At 66.2% G+C, this 19969-nt stretch carries 22 protein-coding genes; 16 read left to right on the forward strand and 6 right to left on the reverse strand.

Annotation, left to right across the window (positions count from 1 at the left end):
* A complete protein-coding gene (locus tag MUU56_RS22650; RefSeq protein WP_244769534.1) occupies positions 1-726 on the reverse strand; it encodes a Crp/Fnr family transcriptional regulator in 726 nt (241 codons plus the stop codon).
* Positions 727-936: 210 nt separating this feature from the next.
* On the opposite strand from MUU56_RS22650, the gene hemN reads away from it, so the two are divergent.
* The 8 genes from hemN (at position 937) to MUU56_RS22690 (ending at position 8722) form a co-directional block, all read left to right on the forward strand.
* The gene (gene hemN / locus MUU56_RS22655) at positions 937-2286 is read left to right on the forward strand and encodes an oxygen-independent coproporphyrinogen III oxidase (RefSeq protein WP_244769535.1); all 1350 of its coding nucleotides are present in this window, start codon (positions 937-939) and stop codon (positions 2284-2286) included.
* A gap of 125 nt (positions 2287-2411) precedes the next feature.
* Entirely contained in the window at positions 2412-2696 is a 285-nt protein-coding gene (locus MUU56_RS22660; protein WP_133033009.1) for an acyl carrier protein, read from the forward strand.
* A gap of 116 nt (positions 2697-2812) precedes the next feature.
* Entirely contained in the window at positions 2813-3295 is a 483-nt protein-coding gene (locus tag MUU56_RS22665) for a 3-hydroxyacyl-ACP dehydratase FabZ family protein (RefSeq protein WP_133033010.1), read from the forward strand.
* A 2-nt stretch (positions 3296-3297) separates the two neighbouring features.
* Complete coding sequence (locus tag MUU56_RS22670; RefSeq protein ID WP_244769536.1) at positions 3298-4497, forward strand: beta-ketoacyl-ACP synthase; 1200 nt, start codon at positions 3298-3300, stop codon at positions 4495-4497.
* A gap of 9 nt (positions 4498-4506) precedes the next feature.
* Positions 4507-5793 (forward strand): beta-ketoacyl-ACP synthase, encoded by a 1287-nt coding sequence (locus MUU56_RS22675; protein ID WP_244769537.1) that lies wholly within the window; start codon positions 4507-4509, stop codon positions 5791-5793.
* A gap of 13 nt (positions 5794-5806) precedes the next feature.
* Positions 5807-6835, forward strand: a complete 1029-nt coding sequence (locus MUU56_RS22680; protein WP_244769538.1) for a zinc-binding dehydrogenase — start codon at positions 5807-5809, stop codon at positions 6833-6835.
* Between the two features lie 10 nt (positions 6836-6845).
* The gene (locus MUU56_RS22685) at positions 6846-7775 is read left to right on the forward strand and encodes a lipid A biosynthesis lauroyl acyltransferase (protein WP_244769539.1); all 930 of its coding nucleotides are present in this window, start codon (positions 6846-6848) and stop codon (positions 7773-7775) included.
* Between the two features lie 320 nt (positions 7776-8095).
* Positions 8096-8722: a PAS domain-containing protein gene (locus tag MUU56_RS22690; RefSeq protein ID WP_244769540.1), complete on the forward strand. Its 627-nt coding sequence runs from the start codon at positions 8096-8098 to the stop codon at positions 8720-8722.
* 4 nt (positions 8723-8726) lie between these two features.
* On the opposite strand, the gene MUU56_RS22695 is transcribed toward MUU56_RS22690, so the two are convergent.
* Positions 8727-9209 (reverse strand): hemerythrin domain-containing protein, encoded by a 483-nt coding sequence (locus MUU56_RS22695; protein WP_244769541.1) that lies wholly within the window; start codon positions 9207-9209, stop codon positions 8727-8729.
* A 207-nt stretch (positions 9210-9416) separates the two neighbouring features.
* On the opposite strand from MUU56_RS22695, the gene ccoN reads away from it, so the two are divergent.
* Genes ccoN through ccoP form a run of 4 tightly spaced genes read left to right on the forward strand, consistent with a single transcriptional unit; the run spans position 9417 to position 12811 of the window.
* The gene (gene ccoN / locus MUU56_RS22700; RefSeq protein WP_244769542.1) at positions 9417-11039 is read left to right on the forward strand and encodes a cytochrome-c oxidase, cbb3-type subunit I; all 1623 of its coding nucleotides are present in this window, start codon (positions 9417-9419) and stop codon (positions 11037-11039) included.
* Between the two features lie 10 nt (positions 11040-11049).
* Positions 11050-11781: a cytochrome-c oxidase, cbb3-type subunit II gene (gene ccoO, locus MUU56_RS22705; RefSeq protein WP_244769543.1), complete on the forward strand. Its 732-nt coding sequence runs from the start codon at positions 11050-11052 to the stop codon at positions 11779-11781.
* An 11-nt stretch (positions 11782-11792) separates the two neighbouring features.
* Positions 11793-11945 (forward strand): CcoQ/FixQ family Cbb3-type cytochrome c oxidase assembly chaperone, encoded by a 153-nt coding sequence (locus tag MUU56_RS22710; protein ID WP_064330326.1) that lies wholly within the window; start codon positions 11793-11795, stop codon positions 11943-11945.
* A 2-nt stretch (positions 11946-11947) separates the two neighbouring features.
* Complete coding sequence (ccoP, locus tag MUU56_RS22715; RefSeq protein WP_244769544.1) at positions 11948-12811, forward strand: cytochrome-c oxidase, cbb3-type subunit III; 864 nt, start codon at positions 11948-11950, stop codon at positions 12809-12811.
* A gap of 79 nt (positions 12812-12890) precedes the next feature.
* Here ccoP and MUU56_RS22720 read toward each other — a convergent pair whose 3' ends face one another.
* From MUU56_RS22720 to MUU56_RS22735, 4 genes are all read right to left on the reverse strand, one after another.
* Positions 12891-13628: a GGDEF domain-containing protein gene (locus tag MUU56_RS22720; protein ID WP_244769545.1), complete on the reverse strand. Its 738-nt coding sequence runs from the start codon at positions 13626-13628 to the stop codon at positions 12891-12893.
* A 119-nt stretch (positions 13629-13747) separates the two neighbouring features.
* Positions 13748-14104: a VOC family protein gene (locus MUU56_RS22725; protein ID WP_244769546.1), complete on the reverse strand. Its 357-nt coding sequence runs from the start codon at positions 14102-14104 to the stop codon at positions 13748-13750.
* Positions 14101-14517: an SRPBCC family protein gene (locus MUU56_RS22730; protein ID WP_244769547.1), complete on the reverse strand. Its 417-nt coding sequence runs from the start codon at positions 14515-14517 to the stop codon at positions 14101-14103. Before MUU56_RS22730 ends, MUU56_RS22725 begins: the two co-directional genes overlap by 4 nt.
* Positions 14518-14581: 64 nt before the next feature.
* On the reverse strand, positions 14582-15337 hold the full coding sequence (locus tag MUU56_RS22735; protein WP_244769548.1) for a helix-turn-helix domain-containing protein: 756 nt from the start codon (positions 15335-15337) through the stop codon (positions 14582-14584).
* Positions 15338-15457: 120 nt separating this feature from the next.
* Between MUU56_RS22735 and ccoG the strand changes: the two genes are divergently transcribed.
* From ccoG to ccoS, 4 genes are read left to right on the forward strand one after another with little or no spacing between them, the layout of a single operon-like run.
* On the forward strand, positions 15458-17029 hold the full coding sequence (ccoG, locus tag MUU56_RS22740; RefSeq protein WP_244769549.1) for a cytochrome c oxidase accessory protein CcoG: 1572 nt from the start codon (positions 15458-15460) through the stop codon (positions 17027-17029).
* Complete coding sequence (locus tag MUU56_RS22745; RefSeq protein ID WP_244769550.1) at positions 17029-17526, forward strand: FixH family protein; 498 nt, start codon at positions 17029-17031, stop codon at positions 17524-17526. The genes ccoG and MUU56_RS22745 overlap by 1 nt, the downstream gene beginning before the upstream one ends.
* Positions 17523-19811: a cation-translocating P-type ATPase gene (locus MUU56_RS22750; protein WP_244769551.1), complete on the forward strand. Its 2289-nt coding sequence runs from the start codon at positions 17523-17525 to the stop codon at positions 19809-19811. The genes MUU56_RS22745 and MUU56_RS22750 overlap by 4 nt, the downstream gene beginning before the upstream one ends.
* Positions 19808-19963 (forward strand): cbb3-type cytochrome oxidase assembly protein CcoS, encoded by a 156-nt coding sequence (ccoS, locus tag MUU56_RS22755; protein WP_064330319.1) that lies wholly within the window; start codon positions 19808-19810, stop codon positions 19961-19963. Before MUU56_RS22750 ends, ccoS begins: the two co-directional genes overlap by 4 nt.
* Positions 19964-19969 lie beyond the last annotated feature (6 nt).

The following is a 19969-nucleotide window of genomic DNA, read 5'->3' on the forward strand; positions in this document are numbered from 1 at the left end:
TCAGTCGTTGCCGGCATAGCGCATCAGCCGCTCCATGTCGGGAACGGTGACGTGGCGGTTGTTCTCGATGCGGATGACGTTTTCCTTGCGCAGCTTGGTGAACTGCCGGCTGACGGTCTCAATCGTCAGCCCGAGGAAGTCGGCGATGTCGGCGCGCGAGAGCGGCAATTCGAAGGCCGACCTGTCGACGCTCTCCGGGTCTATATGGGTGGCGATCAGGTAGAGGAAGCTCGCCACCTTCTCCTGCGCTGTCTTGCGGCCGAGCGTCAGCATCCAGTCGCGCGCCTCGTCCAGTTCCTTCAGGGCCTGCCGGTGCAGCTTGTGCTCCAGTTCCGGTGTCCTCTTGACCAGCCGGTCGAGAACGGCGCGCGGGAAGTTGCACACTTCGCTTTCGGTTGCCGCCTCCGCGGTGATGGCGCTTTCCTCCAGGAAGGGACGGCCGAGGAAATCGGGGGCGAATTGCAGGCCGACGATCTGCTGGCGGCCGTCCGCCATCACCTTGGTCAGCTTCACGACGCCGCGCATGATGTTGGAATAGTTCACCACCGTCTCGCCCTGGCCGATGACTTCGGCGCCGCTTTCCAGCCGGTGGCGGACGGAGTGCTTGTTGAGTTCGGAAAGCTGCTCGGAGGTCAGCGCGCCGCACACGCCGCCATGGCGTGCCTCGCAGGCGCGGCACACGAGAGGAATGTCGGAGTTATGGATATCTTGGCGGCGAATTTCCATGTCGGCTTTTCCTTTCGCCCGGCGGCTCCGCGGCGCAATACTGCCGTGCTACCGCACGCGGTCGTGAACATAAAGCGTGCCGCCTCGCGGCAAAATAGCGCTTCCTGACTATTGTCAAATCCTAGCGCACTCATTCCGGCTTTCACTTGATCAAAATCAAATGGTGGCGACCGTTTCGGGTTTATTTCCCGTGTGAGCAAGGAGATGACCATGCAGCACGCCCTCGTCGAACGCCTTTCGTCGCCGGTTCCACGCTATACAAGCTATCCGACCGCGCCGCATTTCAACGAAAGTATCGGGCCGGAGGTCTATGCGCAGTGGCTCGGGCGTCTTGCGGCGGAGAATCGCCTTTCGCTCTATGCCCATGTTCCCTATTGCGACCGGCTGTGCTGGTTCTGCGCCTGTCACACCAAGCAGACGCTGCGCTACGAGCCCGTCGAGGCCTATCTCAAGGGCCTGCATGCGGAGATCGCCGCGATCGGCACGCGGGTGTCGCGGGCGGTGCCCGTCACGGCGCTGCATTTCGGCGGCGGTTCGCCGACCCTCCTGCGACCGGAGGACATGCGGGCGCTGAAGGCCTGTCTGGAGACGAATTTCTCCTTTGCGGCGGATGCGGAAATCTCCGTGGAGATGGATCCGAACGATCTGGACGAGGCCCGGCACGATGCACTGGCCGATATCGGCATGACGCGCGCCAGCCTCGGCATCCAGGATTTCGATCCCAAGGTCCAGAAAGCGATCAACCGCATCCAGACCTTCGAGCAGACCCGCGGCGTGGTGGAGGCCGCGCGGGCGCGGGGCGTGCGTTCGGTCAATTGCGACATCCTCTACGGGCTGCCCCACCAGACGCTGGAGACGCTGGCCGAGACGGTCCTAGCCGTCCTCTCGCTTGCGCCCGACCGCATCGCGCTTTTCGGCTATGCCCATGTGCCGTGGATGAAGAAGCACCAGACGATGATCGACGAGGCCGCGCTGCCGGGTGTCGTCGCGCGGTTCGAGCAGATGGCGCTGGCGGCCGACATGCTGGTTTCGGCCGGCTACGAGGCCATCGGCATCGATCATTTCGCGCTTCCCGCCGACCGGCTCGCCGTGGCGGCGCGGCAGGGCACGCTGCGCCGCAATTTCCAGGGCTATACCGACGACCAGGCGGATGCGCTGGTCGGGCTCGGCGCCTCCTCCATCGGCCAGCTTCCCGAAGGCTATATCCAGAACATGCCGGCGACGGGCGAATACCTGCGCCGGGTGGAGGAGGGCGGTCTTGCCGCCGTCCGCGGTTATGCGCTGACCGAGGAGGACCGCGCCCGCGCCTTCGTGATCGAGAAGATCATGTGCGATTTCGGCTTTTCCTTCGCCGCGCTCGCCGCGCGCCATCCGGCCTTCTCCGGCGTCATCCGTTCGGAGGCGATCGGGTTCGTCGCGGCGGACCGCGACGGGCTCGCCCGCATCGAGGGCGACCGGTTCGTCCTGACCGCGGCGGGGCGGCCCTTTGCGCGCACCGTCGCCGCGGTCTTCGATGCGCATCTTGCGAGCGGGCGCGGGCGGCATTCCATCGCGGTCTGACCGGCGGCCCACGGCCATGCTGTTTGCGCAACACAGCATCGCCGACTGCGCAGGGCCCTCATCAAACCCATTGGCAATTGCGTCTTATTTCCATATAGGATCGCCCGACTATAGATTCATGAGGTATGGGCGTGACTGCTACATTCGACAAGGTTGCCGACATCATTGCTGAGACGAGCGAGATCGACCGCGAGACGATCACGCCCGACAGCCACACGATCGACGATCTCGGCATCGACAGCCTCGACTTCCTCGACATCGTCTTCGCGATCGACAAGGAATTCGGCATCAAGATCCCGCTGGAACAGTGGACGCAGGACGTCAACGAGGGCAAGGTCGCGACGGAAGAATACTTCGTCCTGAAGAACCTTTGCGCCAAGATCGACGACCTGCGGGCCGCCAAGGCCTGAGGCAACGGCGTCGGCCGCCCTTGCGGCCGCGCTCATGACGATCCCGGTGCTTGTGGCGCACGGCCTGCCGTTTCCGGCAGGCCTTTCGATTTCCGGAACCTGCCGGAGGTATCCCGATGCTGCTCGAATATTTCCAGATGATCGATCGCGTGGAGGCCGTCGACGGTGCGCGCCGCGTGCTGAAGGCCCGCTCGGTCGTGCCCGCGAAAAGCCCTGTTTTCGAAGGCCATTTTCCCGGCATGCCGCTCGTCCCGGGCGTGCTGCTCATAGAGACCATGGCGCAGGCCTCCGGCTTCCTCGTGCTCGCCGCGACGGATTTTGCCGCCATGCCCTTCCTGATGAGCGTCGACGGCGCCAAGATGCGCAGCTTCGTCGAGCCGGATGCCGTGCTCGACATCGAGGCGGTGCTGGAGCATGACGGGTCGGGCTATGCCGTCACCAAGGCGAAGATCTCGTCTTCCGGCAAGAAGGTCTGCGATGCGCAGCTGAAGCTGCGCACCATGCCGTTTGCCGAAGTGCCGCTTGCCGATATCGTGCGGGCGCGCGCGGGCGAGGTGGGGTTGTTCGAGGCGCTCGACGCGTCTGCGGAAGGAAAGTGAGCATGGCGAAGGCGAACAACGATGTGGTGATCACCGGCGTCGGCATCGTCACCTGTCAGGGTGTCGGCGCGGCGGCGCATGTGGAGATCCTTGGCGGCGCGGGCGCGCCGGCGCTGAAGATCGAGACGGAGCGCTTCGCGCCCTATCCGGTGCACCCGATGCCGGAGATCGACTGGAACCAGCAGATCCCCAAGCGCGGCGACCAGCGCCAGATGGAGAACTGGCAGCGCCTCGGCGTGTTCACCGCGGGCCTTGCGCTCGACGATGCCGGCTTCAAGGATGATGCGGACGCCTGCGGCACGATGGACATGATCGTGGCGGCCGGCGGCGGCGAGCGCGATATCGCTGTCGATTCGCTGATCGTCGACGAGGGCCTGAAGCGGAATGACCGCGAGCGCCTGCTCAACGAGAAGCTGACCACCGAGCTGCGGCCCACGCTCTTCCTCGCCCAGCTTTCCAACCTGCTTGCCGGCAACATCTCCATCGTCCACAAGGTCACGGGCTCCTCCCGTACCTTCATGGGCGAGGAGGCGGCCGGCATTTCCGCCATCGAGACGGCCTTTCACCGCATCCGCTCCGGCCAGTCGACACACACGCTCGTCGGCAGCGCGCTGGTGGCCGAGCGACAGGATGTCATCCTGCTTTACGAAGCGATCGGCGCGCATGCGACGGGCGGCTGGACGCCGCTCTGGTCGCGCGACGAGAAGGCCGGCGGCGGCATCGTCACCGGCACGGCCGCGGCCTTCCTCGTGCTGGAATCGCGCGCCCATGCCGAGGCGCGGGGCGCGCGCATCTATGCGACCATCGACGCCATCGGCGGCGACCGCGGCCCGCGGGACGAGGGGCGGCTGGAAGCCCGCCTCGAGCGGCTGGCCGAGGGCGCTGCGGCCGGTGCCGGGACCGTGGTCTTCTCCGGCGCGTCCGGCCAGCACGGCCCGACGGCGCGCGAGAAGGCCTGGCTCGATACGCGTTTTGCCGGCAGCCCGGTGCGCGGCTTCAGCGCGGTCACCGGCCAGGCGCTGGAAGCGCAGTTCCCGCTCGGCCTTGCCATCGCCGCCCTGACGCTCGGCGCGGGCGTCAAGGTCGCTCCGTTCGATGCCGCGGCCGAGGCCGCGATGACCGCAGCGGCGAAAAGCGCCGTGGTCACGACGGTCGGCCATGGCCGCGGCGAAGGCGTCGCAATCCTTTCCGCAGAGAAGTAGGAGCCGGCCATGACGAAAGCCGCTTACAGGGATCATCTCGGTCGCCCGATCGTCGCCGTCACGGGCATGGGCGTCATCACCTCGCTGGGGCAGGGCCTCAAGGACAACTGGACCGCGCTCGTCGGCGGCGTGTCGGGCATCCACGGCATCACGCGCTTTCCGGTCGACGGGCTGAACACCCGCATTTCCGGCACGGTCGATTTCATCGAGCTGCCCGTCGAGAACCCGGTCGAGCGCTCCTATGCCTATGCCCGCGAGACGGCGGACGAGGCGCTGGCGCAAGCCGGCCTTTCCGGCGATTTCGGCGGTCCGCTCTTCCTTGCCGCCCCGCCGATCGAGCCGGACTGGCGCGACCGCTTCGCGCTTGCCGACCGCGCCCCGCCGTCCCAGCGTCCGGGCGATGCCTATGACCGCTTCCTTGCCGTGCTGCGTGAAAAGGCCGAACCCGCCCTGCACGAGGCCTGGGCCTTCGGCGCGATCTCCGAACGCCTCGCCGACCGTTTCGGCACCCGCGGGCTGCCCGTCACGCTGTCGACCGCCTGCGCTTCCGGCGCGACGGCCATCCAGCTCGGCGTCGAGGCGATCCGCCAGGGCCGCACCGACCGCGCGCTCACCATCGGTACCGACGGCTCGGTGACGGCGGAGGCGCTGATCCGCTTCGCGCTGCTCTCCGCGCTCTCGACGCAGAACGACCCGCCGACCAGGGCCTCCAAGCCGTTCAGCAAGGATCGCGACGGCTTCGTCATCGCCGAAGGCGCGGCGACGCTGGTGCTGGAATCGCTCGAATCCGCCGTCGCCCGCGGTGCGAAGGTGCTCGGCATCCTCAAGGGCTGCGGCGAGAAGGCCGATCATTTCCACCGCACCCGTTCCTCGCCGGATGGCGGCCCCGCCATCGCGACGATCCGCGCGGCGCTCGAAGATGCCGGCATCGACGAGAGCGGCATCGGCTATATCAACGCCCACGGCACCTCGACGCCGGAAAACGACAAGATGGAATATCTTTCCATGTCGACGGTCTTCGGCGACACGCTGGCGAATATCCCGGTCTCCTCCAACAAGTCGATGATCGGCCATACGCTGACGGCGGCCGGCGCCGTCGAGGCCGTGTTCTCCATCCAGACCATGCTGACCGGCACCCTGCCGCCGACGATCAACTACGCGAACCCCGACCCGGCCATCGTGCTCGACGTCGTGCCGAACGTGAAGCGCGATGCGCGCGTTTCCGCGGTTCTCTCCAACTCCTTCGGCTTCGGCGGCCAGAACGCCAGCCTCGTCATGACGGCCGAACCCGCCTGATAGGAATTTTGCCATGCGCGCCCTCCAGCTTCTCGATGACCGCAAGCTCGAACTCACCGACATCCCGGAGCCGGAGGCGCCCGGCCCCGGCGAGGTGACGCTGCGCGTCAAGGCCGTCGCCCTCAACCATATCGATGTCTGGGGCTGGCGCGGCATGGCCTTTGCCAAGCGCAAGATGCCGCTCGTCATCGGCGCGGAGGCGGCCGGCGTCGTCGAGACGATCGGTCCCGGCGTTGCCAACGTGCTGCCCGGCCAGCTCGTCTCGATCTACGGCGCGCGCACCTGCGGCCTCTGCAAGCCCTGCCGCGAAGGCCGCGACAACCTCTGCGAACATGTCGGCGGCGTGCACGGCTTCCATCTGGATGGTTTCGCGCAGGAGAAGGTCAACCTTCCCGCCCGCCTGCTCGTGCCGGCTCCGCCCGGCGTCGATGCGGTCGGTGCGGCGCTCGCCCCCGTCACCTTCGGCACGGTCGAGCACATGCTGTTCGACAATGCGAAACTCGAATCCGGCGAGACGATCCTCGTCCATGCCGGCGGCTCCGGCATCGGCACGGCGGCGATCCAGCTTGCCAAGAAGATCGGCTGCACCGTCATCACCACCGTCGGCTCGAGCGACAAGATCGAGAAGGCCAAGGCGCTCGGCGCCGACCATGTCATCAACTACCGCGAGGACCGCTTCGAGGGCGTCGTGCGCAAGCTGACCAGGAAGAAGGGCGTCGACGTCGTCTTCGAACATGTCGGCAAGGACACCTGGGCGGGCTCCATGCTCTGCATGAAGCGCGGCGGGCGGCTCGTCACCTGTGGCTCCACCTCCGGCGTTTCCACCGACATGAACCTGATGATGCTGTTCCAGCAGCAATTGAAGCTCTTCGGCTCCTTCGGCTGCCGCATGGAGAACATGGCGAATGCCATGCAGAAGATGGCGCGCGGCATCGTCCATCCGGTCATCGATACCGAAGTGACCTTCGACGGCATCGCGACGGCCCTGGAGCGCATGGAATCGCGCCAGATCTTCGGCAAGATCGTCCTGAAGCTGGATTGATGCCGTGCGGATGATCGTCACACGCCTGGTTCTGGCGCTGAGGAAGTTCAAGCAGTGGCTGGTGGCGCAATGCGTCTTCGGCCTGCTCAGCCTTCTGAAGCTCCTGCCGGCGGACGGTGCGATCAACTTCGCCGATCGCGTGGCGCGCTGGATCGGCCCGAAGACACGCCGCCACACGCTGACGCTCACCAACCTCAGGAACGCCTTTCCGGAAAAGACCGAGGCGGAGATCGCGGCGATCGCGCTCGATGCCTGGGGCAATATGGGCCGGCTTGCGGCCGAATATGTCTTTCTCGACCGTCTGTTCGACTTCGATCCCGCGCGCACGGCGCCCGGCCGCATCGAGGTCTCCGGCATTCCGCTCTTCGTGGACCTGCGCGACAATCCGCGGCCCTTCATCGTCTTCACCGCGCATACCGGCAATTTCGAGCTCCTGCCGGTCGCCGGCGCCGCCTTCGGGCTGGACGTGACGGTGCTCTTCCGGCCGCCGAACAACCCCTATGTCGCGGAAAGGGTCTTCGAATTCCGCCGTGAACGCATGGGGCATCTTGTGCCCTCCCATGCCGGCTCGTCCTTCACGCTTGCCCGCAAGCTGGAGGCGGGCGGCGCGGTCGGCGTGCTGGTCGACCAGAAGTTCAACAAGGGGCTGCATACGACGTTCTTCGGCCGGAAGGTGCAGACCAACCCGTTGCTTGCCAAGCTGGTGCGCCAGTTCGATTGCGAGGTCTATCCCGCGCGCTGCATCCGCCTGCCGGGCAACCGTTATCGCCTGGAACTGGAACCGGCAATGGACATTCCCCGCAAGGAGAACGGCGCCGTCGATGTCGATGCGACCGCGCAGATACTGAACGACAAGGTCGAACAGTGGGTGCGCGAATATCCGGGCCAATGGCTGTGGTATCACGACCGCTGGAATATCAAGCGCGGCCTTATTACTTGATTGCTTACTATTCTTTCTTGCCTTGCGAAACCTGAATACGTTCAGCTTCCCGATTTACGCGAATTTTATCGAATTTGGGGTTTGACATCCTCCCGTTCGCTGTTACCATTTTGCTAATGTAAGCGCTTTTGGCGGCATATTTGGGAAGGTAACGGTCAAATTCTATCGGGCTTTGGACAGTTTAAATAATGTAGTGGTGCAATTGCTGTACATTTCAGCAATTCGGGGAGCATGAATTGAAAGCTCTTGTAGAGTTGTTCTGGTTTAAGTATTCACAACTCCAGCATGCCGTGAGGACGGGGAACGACAGGCTCGTTTCGATGCTGGACAAGGAAATCGAGCCGGCGCTTGCCGCCGTGCTGCAAAAGGAGGCGAGCGACGCTTCCGAACTCCGTTCCCAGTTCCAGTTCGTGGTGGATCTCCTGCGGGAGGAGGCGGACGACAAGACCTGCGTGCTCCGGCAGGCCCATCATTTCAAGCTGCTGATGGATCGTTACTTCGGGACGGAAGAGGCCGTCGTGCCGTTCCGCATGGGCATGCCGGAGGTCACGCGTCCCGCCGTCGCGCCGCGCGTGGCGGAGGACGGGCTGCTCAACGAGGCGATCCTCGACAGCCTTCCCGACCGCGTCGCCGTGATCACGACGGACTACCGCTACCTCTATTCCAATCCGCTCAATGCCGAGCGTTTCAGCGAAAAGCCCATCGACCTCGTCGGCCGGCACATCGTGGAGTTCATCGGCGTGCAGCGTTTCGAGAGCCGCGTGAAGCGCAATCTCGACCACTGCTTTGCCGGGGACGTGGTGGAGTACGACTATGTTTCCCCGCGCCGGGGCGAGGTGGTCACGCGTTGCCGCATGACGCCTTGCATGTCGGCGGCCGGCAACGTGCTCGGCGCCATCCTCGTCCTTCAGGAGACGGCACGGTCCCAGGGACCGCTCGCCGCCTGATCCTTCAGGAGGTGAGGCCGGTGCCGCGCAGCATGAACTGCTGTTCGAAGGCGATGTGGCGCCGGATCGATTCGAAGAAGCCGCGGAGCATGTAGCCCGCGGCTTCCGCGTTCACCGTGCCGTCGCCGCTGCCGAGCCGGGTCAGCGTGTCGGTCAGCTCCTCCGCAAAGCACTCGTCCTCGACATGCTCGAATTTCAGCCGGGCGATGGAATCGATGAGTTCCCGGTCGCCGGAGGCGATGCGCTCCAGCAAGGGGAAGACGGTCTCCTCCTCGTAGCGATGGATGCCGTTGACCAGCGGAATCAGCGTCTTGGCCGCATACATGCATTTCTGCCGGTTGACGTTTGCCGGCAGGCTGTCGGCGATGTCCTCCAGCGCCTCGCAAAGCGTCAGCTGTGCGTTGTGAGCCTTCTTCAACCAGTCCAGCGAAACGGCGTCCGTCGGGCGATCGGAAAGCAGCCGGGCGATCCCTGTATAGTCCGTCATGTCAGTTCCCTCGTTTCGGGAGTGCCGCTGCGTTTCGACGCGCGGCTGCGTCAACCTGTCCCTTGATGCCGCTCGCATCCGGTCTTCGCCTTGATCCATGTCAAGGATGCTTCCGGCCGCATCTGCGAAGGCTCAGTCGAGCGCAAGGGCCGATTCCGCGAGGGAACCGGCCGTTGCGGGAAATCGACGAGTTGGGGGATGCCAACGATGAAATTTGTAACGGAAACGATCGTCCTGGCCGTGGGGGCGTTCATCGCGCTGCTCGGCGCGGCGTTTGCCCAGGACAGGCTCTTCGAGGCCCATATGTGGGTCCTCTTCTTCGTGCTGCTTGCCAGCACGCTCTTCATGGTCCGGCGCATCTCCTTCGCGCCGGCCGTCGCGACCAAATCATCGCAGGATGACGAGGGGTATTTCGACGAGGTCGTCAAGTACGGTGTCATCGCGACGGTGTTCTGGGGCGTCGTCGGCTTCCTGGTCGGCGTCGTCGTGGCGCTCCAGCTGGCCTTCCCCGACCTCAATATCGAGCCCTTCCTGAATTTCGGCCGGACACGCCCGCTGCACACCTCGGCCGTGATCTTCGCCTTCGGCGGCAACGCGCTGATCGCGACGTCCTTCTACGTCGTGCAGCGCACCTCGCGCGCCCGGCTCTTCGGCGGCAATCTCGGCTGGTTCGTGTTCTGGGGCTACCAGCTCTTCATCGTCATGGCCGCCACCGGTTACCTGCTCGGCATCACGCAGAGCCGGGAATATGCCGAGCCGGAATGGTATGTCGATATCTGGCTCACCATCGTCTGGGTCGCCTATCTGATCGCCTTCCTCGGCACGATCATGACGCGCAAGGAGCCGCACATCTACGTGGCGAACTGGTTCTTCCTGTCGTTCATCGTGACGATCGCCATGCTGCACGTCGTCAACAACCTGGCCGTCCCGGTCTCGTTCCTCGGCGTGAAGAGCTATTCGGCCTTCTCCGGCGTGCAGGATGCGCTGACGCAGTGGTGGTACGGCCACAACGCCGTGGGCTTCTTCCTGACGGCCGGCTTCCTCGGCATGATGTACTACTTCATCCCGAAGCAGGTGAACCGTCCGGTCTATTCCTACCGCCTGTCGATCATCCACTTCTGGGCCCTGATCTTCATGTATATCTGGGCCGGCCCGCACCACCTGCACTATACGGCGCTGCCCGACTGGGCGCAGACGCTCGGCATGGTCTTCTCGATCATGCTCTGGATGCCCTCGTGGGGCGGCATGATCAACGGCCTGATGACGCTCTCGGGCGCCTGGGACAAGATCCGCACCGATCCGATCGTGCGCATGATGGTCATGGCCGTCGCCTTCTACGGCATGGCGACCTTCGAAGGCCCGATGATGTCGATCAAGTCGGTCAACTCGCTCAGCCACTATACGGACTGGACCATCGGCCACGTGCATTCGGGCGCGCTCGGCTGGAACGGCCTCATCACCTTCGGCGCGATCTACTTCCTCGTCCCGAAGCTGTGGAAGCGCGAGCGGCTCTATTCGATCCGCATGGTCAACTGGCATTTCTGGCTCGCCACCCTCGGCATCGTCGTCTACGCCGCCGTCATGTGGGTCGCCGGCATCCAGCAGGGCCTGATGTGGCGCGAATACGACGAGCAGGGCTTCCTGGTCTATTCGTTCGCCGAAACGATCGCCGCCATGTTCCCGTACTACGTGCTGCGTGCCGCCGGCGGTGGGCTGTTCCTCCTTGGGGCGCTCATCATGGCCTACAACGTGACCATGACAATCCTCGGCTACCAGCGTGACGAGGCCCCGATCCCGGGCGCCGCGCCGAAGCTGCAGCCGGCCGAATAGGAGGGACCCGATGTCCATTCTTGACAAACACGCGATCCTCGAGCGCAACGCGACGCTTCTGCTCGTCGGCTCGCTCTTCGTGGTCACCATCGGCGGCATCGTCGAGATCGCCCCGCTGTTCTACCTGGAAAACACCATCGAGAAGGTGGAGGGCATGCGGCCTTATTCGCCGCTGGAGCTCGCCGGCCGCGACATCTACATCCGCGAAGGCTGCTACACCTGTCATAGCCAGATGATCCGGCCGTTCCGCGACGAGGTGGAGCGCTACGGGCATTATTCGCTGGCGGCGGAATCGATGTACGACCATCCGTTCCAGTGGGGCTCCAAGCGCACCGGCCCGGACCTTGCCCGCGTGGGTGACCGCTACTCGAACGAATGGCACGTCCAGCACCTGATCGAGCCGCGCTCGGTCGTGCCGGAATCGGTGATGCCGAGCTATTCCTTCCTCAAGGACACGCGGCTGGAGGTGAAGAACGTCGCGATGCACCTGTCGGCCAACCGCGCGGTCGGCGTGCCCTATACGGACGAGATGCTCGAAAACGCCGAGGCCGACCTCAAGGCGCAGGCCGACCCCAATGCCGATACGTCCGGCATCGAGGCCCGCTACCCGAAGGCCAAGCTCGGCGATTTCGACGGCGACCCGGCAAGGCTCACCGAAATGGACGCGCTCGTCGCCTATCTGCAGATGCTCGGCACGCTGGTGGACTTCTCCACCTATGACGACGCCGCCGGTTACCGCTGAGGAGGACGCCCATGGAAACCTATACCGCCATGCGGCACTTCGCCGACAGCTGGGGACTGCTCGCCATGACGCTGTTCTTCCTCGCCGTCGTCGTCTTCACCCTTCGCCCCGGCGCCCGCAAGGCCGCCGAACGGGCCGCTGAAATCCCTCTCAAGGAGGACTGATCATGGCCGAGAAGCATATTGACGAAATCTCGGGCGTCGAAACCACCGGCCACGAATGGGACGGCATCCGCGAACTGAACAACCCGATGCCGCGCTGGTGGGTCTGGACGTTCTATGCCACGATCGTCTGGGCGATCGGCTATACGATCGCCTTTCCGGCCTGGCCGCTGATCTCCGATGCGACGACCGGCATGCTCGGCTGGTCGAGCCGCGCCAATGTCGCCGTCGAGCTTGCCGAGGCCAAGCAGGCGCAGGCCGGCTTCGTCGACCGCATCGCCAAATCCTCCCTGCAGGAGATCATGGCCGACCCGCAGCTCTCGCAGTTCGCGATCGCCGGCGGCGCCTCGGCCTTCAAGGTCAACTGCGCCCAGTGCCACGGTTCGGGCGCGGCCGGCGCGGCGGGCTTCCCCAACCTCAACGATGACGACTGGGTCTGGGGCGGCACGGTGGACGACATCTACCACACGATCGCCCACGGCATCCGCCATGCCGGCGACGACGAGACCCGCATCTCGGACATGCCGGCCTATGGCGATATCCTCCAACCGGAGGAGATCAAGCAGGTCGCGGCCTATGTCGTCAGCCTGACGGGCACGCCGTCGGATGCCGGCCTCGTCGAGCCCGGCAAGCAGATCTTTGCCGACAACTGCGCCGCCTGCCATGGCGATGACGCCAGGGGCAACCGCGAGATGGGCGCCCCGAACCTTGCCGACGCCATCTGGCTGAAGGGCGAGGGCGAGGCCGCCATCGCCCAGCAGGTCCGTTCGCCGAAGCACGGCGTCATGCCCGCCTGGCTTCCCCGCCTCGGCGATCCGGCCGTCAAGCAGCTTGCCGTCTTCGTGCATTCGCTGGGCGGCGGCGAGTAGGCGCCGGTTCTCTCAAACGACGAAGGCCGCGGAAACCGCGGCCTTTTCTTTTTTGGCAATCCGGCTGGCGGCGCGGCGCTCAGGCGACGACCGTGTTCCGGCCCATCGATTTCGCCCGGTAGAGGTTGCGGTCGGCGGCGGCGAGCGCCTCGACGGGATCGAAGCGCGGCGCGCAATGGAAGACGCCGATGCTGATGCCGAGCGCGATCCGCACGCCCGACGGCGCGTGCAGGTCGATCGCCTCCACCGCCTCGCGGATCGTCTGGGAATGGTCGAGCATGTGCGCCGGCGAAGCCTCGTGGAGGAAGACGGCGAATTCCTCGCCGCCGAGCCGGCCGACAAGGTCGTTCTTGCCCGCAAGGTCGCGCAGCACCGTCCCGACGAGGCGCAGCGCGTCGTCGCCTGCGGCATGGCCGAAACGGTCGTTGACGGACTTGAAGTGATCGAGGTCGAGGAAAAGCAGGCCGCCGGAACGGCCGCCGTGGCCGCGGGCGTGGAGTTCGGCCATGAAGGTCGCGCGGTTGAGCACGCCCGTCAGCGCGTCGCGCTGTGCCTGGTGCTTGAGGCGGGCATAGGCCTCGGCAAGTTCATCCTTCGCGCGGGCAAGGGCGGCATTGGCGGCGCGCAGCCGGTCCGCCTGGTAGAAATGCAGGGCCGAGACGGGAATGGAGATGGCGATCGGGCAGGCGATCGTCATGACGAGCCCGGCGCCCGCCACCTCGCCGCCCATGAGGGGCACAAAGGCGAAGCTGATGGCGAGGGATGCCAGGGTCGAGAGGGCGCCGACCGCCAATGCCTTTCCGAGGATTTTGTACATGGAGAGAGTCCGCGTGCCTTTTTGATCGCGGACCCTGACTAGGAGCGTCTTATTGAAAAAGCCTGAATTCGTTCGGTAAAAGGCGCTCGGCCGTTCACATTGACGTTACGGCAGGCACATCAGCGGTCGGACCAGACCGCCAGTTCGTAGCCGTCGGGGTCCGTGAACTGGAAGCGCCGGCCGCCGGGAAAGTCGAAGATCGGCTTGACGATCGTCCCGCCGGCCGCCGTCACCCGCTCCAGAACCTCTTCCAGCGCATCGGCAAAGAGGATGACGAGCGGGCCGCCTTTGGCGTTGACCGGGGCGAGCGTCGTGAAGCCGCCGGTGAGGCGGCCGTCCTGGAACTCGCAGTATTGCGGGCCGTAGTCGGTGAAGGTCCAGCCGAAGGCGCCGCCGTAGAAGGCCTTGCTCGCCGCGATGTCCGCGACGTTGAACTCGATATAGTCGATCTTGCGATCCGCGCCCCTGGTGCTCATTCCTGCACGTCCTTTTCTTCCATCAGTCTCGCCAGCGTCTCAAGGTCCTGCGCTATATGCGCCGCATCCCGCTCGAAGGCTTCATCGTCCATGTCCGGTTGCCGCAGCAACAGGAACATCACCTCCGCGCCATCGCCGTTCGGTGCGACGCGCAGCGCATTGTCCACCACCCGCCCGTCCGGCAGCGTCACCCGGTGGTCGATGACGCCGAAATCGTTGGGCGGGGCGAAGCGTACGCGCACATTGCCGATCGGCCCGCCATCGGCGATCCAGTCCTCTCCGTCGCGCGTCAGCCCGCTGGCAAGGCCCGAGGCCCAGAGCGGCATGTTTTCCGGCCGGGCGGCAAAGGCGTGGACGGCGCGCCAGTCGCGCCGGATGGTGCGGTGGATGATACGGGCGGGCAGCGTGGTCATCGGCTTTCTCCATTCGGTGCCACGATACGCGGTCCCGCACCGAAGTCTTGAACAAAACGGACAGTCAGCCGCGCATCTGCCGCCGGATCTCGCCGGGCGTCAGACTGGTCAGCGCCAGCACCTCCCGGTTCATGTGCGCCTGGTCGGCAAAGCCGGCATCGGCGGCAAGGCCGGCAAGCGAAGTGCCGGGCCTTGCGATCCGGCCGAGCAGGTCCTGCAGCCGGAGAATGCGGGCCAGCGTCTTCGGCCCGTAGCCGAACTCGGCGATGCTGATGCGCCGCAGCGTGCGCGCCGTCACGCCGATCTCGGCGGCGATGGCGTCCGGCGGCCGGCTTGCGGCGAGCGCATGCAGAGCCGTGGCATCGGGCCGCGAGGCAGGAAGCTCTCCCATCCCGGCTGCGAAAAGCGCCTGAAGAAGCCGCAGCCTTTGCCGCGGGCCCGAGGCCGCAAGCAGGCGGTCGTGGTGGGTGGTCAGCCCGTGCGCGCGGATATCGGCGAGAGGCACGACCTTGCCGGTCAGCGCGTCGAGGTCGCAGCGCAGCAGGTGGCGCGCGATGCCGGGGCGCAGGCGCAGCCCGAGGATCGTCTCGCCCGGCCGGAGCCTTGGAAAGGCGGCCGTGCGGTCCGGTCCGGCAATGAGGAAACCGGCTTCCGTCCACAGCAGGTCGACGCAGCCATCCGGCACGACGGCGATGCGTGCGGCGGGCGGGCCCTCCGGCGCACGATGCATCCAGCTGCAGCGGATGACGGCCGAGAGCGCGCCGGGCGCGGCATATTCGCGGTAGTCGCCGTAGCGCTTGGCCAGGATGGTCTCCGTCATCGTGTCCTCTCCGTGCGGCAACCCGCCACGCCCTGCCGTCTCCGAAACTTGACGTAGATCAACGATGGAGGCCGTCGTTGGCGTCATTGTGCCGGCACAACGACAGGTGCGGCCGACGACATGCAGCAGAATACCACGACGATCTACAATTCCATCGAGCGCCATGAGGCGGAACCCGTCAACTCGGCGAAGGTTCGCAAGCCGCTCTATGAAAAGCGCAAGAAGATCTTCCCCAAACGGGCGGAGGGCCGCTTCCGGCAGTTCAAGTGGCTGGTGATGCTGATCACGCTCGGCATCTACTACCTGACGCCGTGGATCCGCTGGGACCGTGGGCCGCATGCGCCGGACCAGGCCGTGCTCATCGATCTTGCCGGCCGCCGCTTCTATTTCTTCTTCATCGAGATCTGGCCGCAGGAATTCTTCTTCGTCGCCGGGCTGCTCGTCATGGCGGGCTTCGGGCTGTTCCTCGTCACCTCGGCCGTCGGGCGCGCCTGGTGCGGCTATGCCTGTCCGCAGACCGTCTGGGTCGATCTCTTCCTCGTCGTCGAACGGGCGATCGAGGGTGACCGCAATGCGCGCATGAAGCTCGATGCAGGGCCGTGGACGCTGGCCAAGGTCTGGAAGCGCGTCAGCAAGCACGCCGTCTGGCTGGTGATCGCGGTGGCGACGGGCGGCGCCTGGATCTTCTACTTCGCCGATGCGCCGACGCTGCTCGTCAACTTCGCGACGCTCAAGGCGCCGCCGGTCGCCTATATCACCGTCGCCATCCTGACCGCGACCACCTACATCTTCGGCGGGCTGATGCGCGAGCAGGTCTGCACCTATATGTGCCCCTGGCCGCGTATCCAGGCGGCGATGCTCGACGAGAGCTCGCTGGTCGTCACCTACAACGACTGGCGCGGCGAGCCGCGCACCCGCCATGCCAAGAAGGCGATCGCCGCCGGCGAGAGCGTCGGCGACTGCGTCGACTGCAATGCCTGCGTCGTCGTCTGTCCCATGGGCATCGACATCCGCGACGGCCAGCAGCTCGAATGCATCACCTGCGCGCTGTGCATCGATGCCTGCGACAACGTGATGGACAAGATCGGCAAGGAGCGCGGCCTCATCGCCTATGCCACGCTGTCGGACTATTCGGCCAACATGGCGCTCGCCACCGCCGGCGGCACCGTGCCGGTGGATCCGAAGCGCGTGCGCGGTGTCGATGGCGCCTTCGACGGCAAGATTAGGCACTTCGACTGGCGCATCATCTTCCGCCCGCGCACGCTGCTCTATTTCGGCGTCTGGTCGCTGGCGGGCCTGGCGCTGCTCTTCGCGCTGCTTTCGCGCGACCGGCTGGACCTCAACGTCATCCACGACCGCAATCCGCAGTTCGTCGTCGAATCGGACGGCTCGGTCCGCAACGGCTATGCGGTGAAGCTGCTCAACATGATCCCAGAGCCGCGCGTCATCACCGTGTCGATCGAGGGCATGCCCGGCGCGACGATGAAGATCGCCGGCCATGACAGCGCCGACGGCCGCAGCGTCGACGTGCCGGCCGATCCGGACAAGGTGACGGCGCTGCGTGTTTTCGTCACCCTGCCGAAGGATCGGCTTGCAGAAGCTGCCGAAGGCTTCCAGATTATCGCGGAAGACCGGCAGGGCCACGAGCGCGACGTCTATTCCGCCAATTTCAACACGCCGGGAGCAAAGTGATGGCCATGGAACGCAAGGAACAGGGATTCGTCTTCACCGGCTGGCACATGGCGGGCGTCATGGTGCTGTTCTTCGGCACGATCATCACGGTCAACCTGATCATGGCCTGGAATGCCTCGAACAGCTGGAGCGGCCTCGTCGTGCCCAACACCTATGTTGCCAGCCAGCAGTTCAACGGCAAGGTGGCGGAGGCGCGGGCGCTCGCGGCCAGCGGCATCGAGGGCGACCTCACCGTGACGGAAGGCCGCATCGCCTACCGCGTCACCGATGCGAGGGGCGCTCCCCTTGTCGCCGACGACGTCTCGGCGGTCTTCAAGCGGCCCGTCGACGAGCGCAAGGATTTCACGGTCGCACTCGAACCGGCGGGCGAGGGGCTATTCGTGGCCGAGCAGGCGGTGCCGGCCGGCCAGTGGGTCGTCGATATCAGCACGAAGCGGGACGGCGAGAAGGTCTTCCACCAGACCGTGCGCACCGTCGTTGCGGGAGGGTCGAAATGAGCTGCTGCGCACCCGGCACGGAAGGCGCCGTCGAGGCGCAGCGCGCGGCGCTGCCCTCCTCGGAGGAGCTGATGCTGGCGAGCCGCCCGGTCGGCGAGGGCCTGCGTCAGAGCGACCTCAGCGTGCCGGGCGTCTATTGCGGCACCTGCATCACCACCGTCGAGGGCGCGCTGAACGCGCTGCCGGCCGTGGAGCGCGCGCGCGTCAACCTCTCCACCCGCCGCGTTTCGGTGGTCTGGAAGGAGGAGGTCGCGGGCCGGCGCACCGATCCGCAGGAGATCGCCGCCGCCATCCGCGCCACGGGCTATGACACGCATCTCTTCTCGCTGGCGGCGGAAGGCGACGACCGGCTGCGCAACCAGCTGATCCGCGCCGTCGCCGTCTCGGGCTTCGCGGCGACGAACATCATGCTGCTCTCGGTCTCCGTCTGGTCGGGTGCCGAGGCCGCGACGCGCGACCTCTTCCACTGGATCTCCGCGCTGATCGCCGGCCCGACGCTGATCTATGCCGGGCGCTTCTTCTACCAGTCGGCCTGGAATGCGCTGCGCCACGGCCGCACCAACATGGACGTGCCCATCGCGCTCGCCATCACGCTCTCCTATGTCGTCTCGCTCTGGGAGACGCTGCACAGCGCCGAGCACGCCTGGTTCGACGCCACGGTGAGCCTGCTCTTCTTCCTGCTCATCGGCCGCACGCTCGACCACGTCATGCGCGACCGCGCCCGCTCGGCCATCACCGGCCTTGCCCGCCTTTCGCCGCGCGGGGCGATGGTCATCCGGCCGGACGGCAGCCGCGACTACCGGCCCGTCGAGGAGATCGCCGTCGGCGAACACCTTTCCATCGCCGCCGGCGAGCGCATCCCGGTCGATTGCCGCGTGCTTTCGGGCGCAAGCGACATCGACCGCTCGATCGTCAACGGCGAGAGCGATCCCTTCGCCGCCGGGCCGGGCACGCGGCTGGAAGCGGGCGCGATGAACCTCACCGGTTCGCTCACCGTCGAGGCCGTCGCCACGGCGCGTGATTCGTTCCTGTCGGAGGTCATCGGCCTCATGGAGGCCGCCGAAGGGGGAAGGGCCCGCTATCGCCGCATCGCCGACCGCGCCGCGCAGATCTATTCGCCGGCCGTGCACCTGCTGGCGCTCGCCTCCTTCCTCGGCTGGGGTTTTTACGACGGCGACTGGAAGCATGCCATGCTCGTCGCCATCGCGGTGCTGATCATCACCTGCCCCTGCGCGCTCGGCCTTGCGGTGCCGGTGGTGCAGGTGGTGGCCGCGGGGCGCCTGTTTGCCGGCGGCGTGATGGTCAAGGACGGCTCGGCCATGGAGCGCCTTGCCGAAATCGACACCGCGGTCTTCGACAAGACCGGTACCCTGACGCTCGGCAAGCCGCGCCTCGTCGACCGGGAAAGGCCCAACCGCACCCATCTCGCGCTTGCCGCGGCGCTCGCCGCCCATTCGCGCCATCCGCTGTCAATGGCGCTGGCGGGCGCCTGGCCGGGGCCGATGCCGCTTGTCGAAAGCGTGACGGAAGTGGCCGGCGGCGGCCTTCAGGCCGAGACGCCCCAGGGCCTCTATCGCCTCGGCAACCGCGCCTTCGCCGGCGGCGGCGCCGCGGCCGGCGGGGAGGAACACGGGCTTTCCGAGGTCGTGCTCTCGCGCAATGGCAAGGTGCTGGAAACCTTCCGTTTCGAGGATGCCCTGCGGACCGGCGCAGGGGAGGCCGTCGCCACGCTGAAGCGCGCGCATATCGCGATGGCGATCCTCTCCGGCGACCGTGCTCCGGCCGTCGCCCGCATTGCCGGCCTGCTCGGCATTCCCCGCTGGCGCGCGGCGCTGTCGCCCCGGGAAAAGACGGAAGCGGTCGCCGAACGGGCGGCCGCCGGCCACCGCGTGCTGATGGTCGGCGACGGCATCAACGATGCCCCCGCGCTCGCCGCCGCCCACGTCTCCATCGCCCCGGCGACGGCGGCGGATGTCGGCCGGCAGGCGGCGGACTTCGTCTTCCTGCACGAGAGCCTGGAGGCCGTGCCCTTCGCGCACGAGACCGCCTGCCGTGCCGGCCGCCTCATCCGGCAGAATTTCGCGCTCGCCATCGGCTACAATGTCATCGCCGTGCCGATCGCCATCCTCGGCCACGCGACGCCGCTGATCGCCGCCATCGCCATGTCGACGTCGTCGATCATCGTCGTGGTGAACTCGCTGCGCCTGCGCGGGCAGATACCGGCCTTCGCCGTGCGGGCGGCGGACGAGGCCCGCCCGCTTGCTTCCCTGGTGCGCGCGGCATGAACACGCTGATCTTCCTCATCCCCATCGCGCTCTTCCTCGGCGGGCTCGGGCTCGCCGCCTTCCTCTGGTCTTTGAAGAGCGGGCAGTATGACGATGTCGAGGGCGCCGCCTGGCGCGTCCTCGATGATGGCGACGACAAGCCGCAGCGCTGACGGCGC

Origin of the sequence: Shinella yambaruensis (genome assembly GCF_022899355.1) — a bacterium.
Lineage (GTDB): Bacteria > Pseudomonadota > Alphaproteobacteria > Rhizobiales > Rhizobiaceae > Shinella > Shinella yambaruensis.

Bases quoted from the DNA above. Each gene is read 5' to 3' on its own strand.
- MUU56_RS22650 (WP_244769534.1), bottom strand. From the start codon at position 726: ATGGAAATTCGCCGCCAAGATATCCATAACTCCGACATTCCTCTCGTG.
- hemN (WP_244769535.1), top strand. From the start codon at position 937: ATGCAGCACGCCCTCGTCGAACGCCTTTCGTCGCCGGTTCCACGCTAT.
- MUU56_RS22660 (WP_133033009.1), top strand. From the start codon at position 2,412: ATGGGCGTGACTGCTACATTCGACAAGGTTGCCGACATCATTGCTGAG.
- MUU56_RS22665 (WP_133033010.1), top strand. From the start codon at position 2,813: ATGCTGCTCGAATATTTCCAGATGATCGATCGCGTGGAGGCCGTCGAC.
- MUU56_RS22670 (WP_244769536.1), top strand. From the start codon at position 3,298: ATGGCGAAGGCGAACAACGATGTGGTGATCACCGGCGTCGGCATCGTC.
- MUU56_RS22675 (WP_244769537.1), top strand. From the start codon at position 4,507: ATGACGAAAGCCGCTTACAGGGATCATCTCGGTCGCCCGATCGTCGCC.
- MUU56_RS22680 (WP_244769538.1), top strand. From the start codon at position 5,807: ATGCGCGCCCTCCAGCTTCTCGATGACCGCAAGCTCGAACTCACCGAC.
- MUU56_RS22685 (WP_244769539.1), top strand. From the start codon at position 6,846: ATGATCGTCACACGCCTGGTTCTGGCGCTGAGGAAGTTCAAGCAGTGG.
- MUU56_RS22690 (WP_244769540.1), top strand. From the start codon at position 8,096: ATGCTGGACAAGGAAATCGAGCCGGCGCTTGCCGCCGTGCTGCAAAAG.
- MUU56_RS22695 (WP_244769541.1), bottom strand. From the start codon at position 9,209: ATGACGGACTATACAGGGATCGCCCGGCTGCTTTCCGATCGCCCGACG.
- ccoN (WP_244769542.1), top strand. From the start codon at position 9,417: ATGAAATTTGTAACGGAAACGATCGTCCTGGCCGTGGGGGCGTTCATC.
- ccoO (WP_244769543.1), top strand. From the start codon at position 11,050: ATGTCCATTCTTGACAAACACGCGATCCTCGAGCGCAACGCGACGCTT.
- MUU56_RS22710 (WP_064330326.1), top strand. From the start codon at position 11,793: ATGGAAACCTATACCGCCATGCGGCACTTCGCCGACAGCTGGGGACTG.
- ccoP (WP_244769544.1), top strand. From the start codon at position 11,948: ATGGCCGAGAAGCATATTGACGAAATCTCGGGCGTCGAAACCACCGGC.
- MUU56_RS22720 (WP_244769545.1), bottom strand. From the start codon at position 13,628: ATGTACAAAATCCTCGGAAAGGCATTGGCGGTCGGCGCCCTCTCGACC.
- MUU56_RS22725 (WP_244769546.1), bottom strand. From the start codon at position 14,104: ATGAGCACCAGGGGCGCGGATCGCAAGATCGACTATATCGAGTTCAAC.
- MUU56_RS22730 (WP_244769547.1), bottom strand. From the start codon at position 14,517: ATGACCACGCTGCCCGCCCGTATCATCCACCGCACCATCCGGCGCGAC.
- MUU56_RS22735 (WP_244769548.1), bottom strand. From the start codon at position 15,337: ATGACGGAGACCATCCTGGCCAAGCGCTACGGCGACTACCGCGAATAT.
- ccoG (WP_244769549.1), top strand. From the start codon at position 15,458: ATGCAGCAGAATACCACGACGATCTACAATTCCATCGAGCGCCATGAG.
- MUU56_RS22745 (WP_244769550.1), top strand. From the start codon at position 17,029: ATGGCCATGGAACGCAAGGAACAGGGATTCGTCTTCACCGGCTGGCAC.
- MUU56_RS22750 (WP_244769551.1), top strand. From the start codon at position 17,523: ATGAGCTGCTGCGCACCCGGCACGGAAGGCGCCGTCGAGGCGCAGCGC.
- ccoS (WP_064330319.1), top strand. From the start codon at position 19,808: ATGAACACGCTGATCTTCCTCATCCCCATCGCGCTCTTCCTCGGCGGG.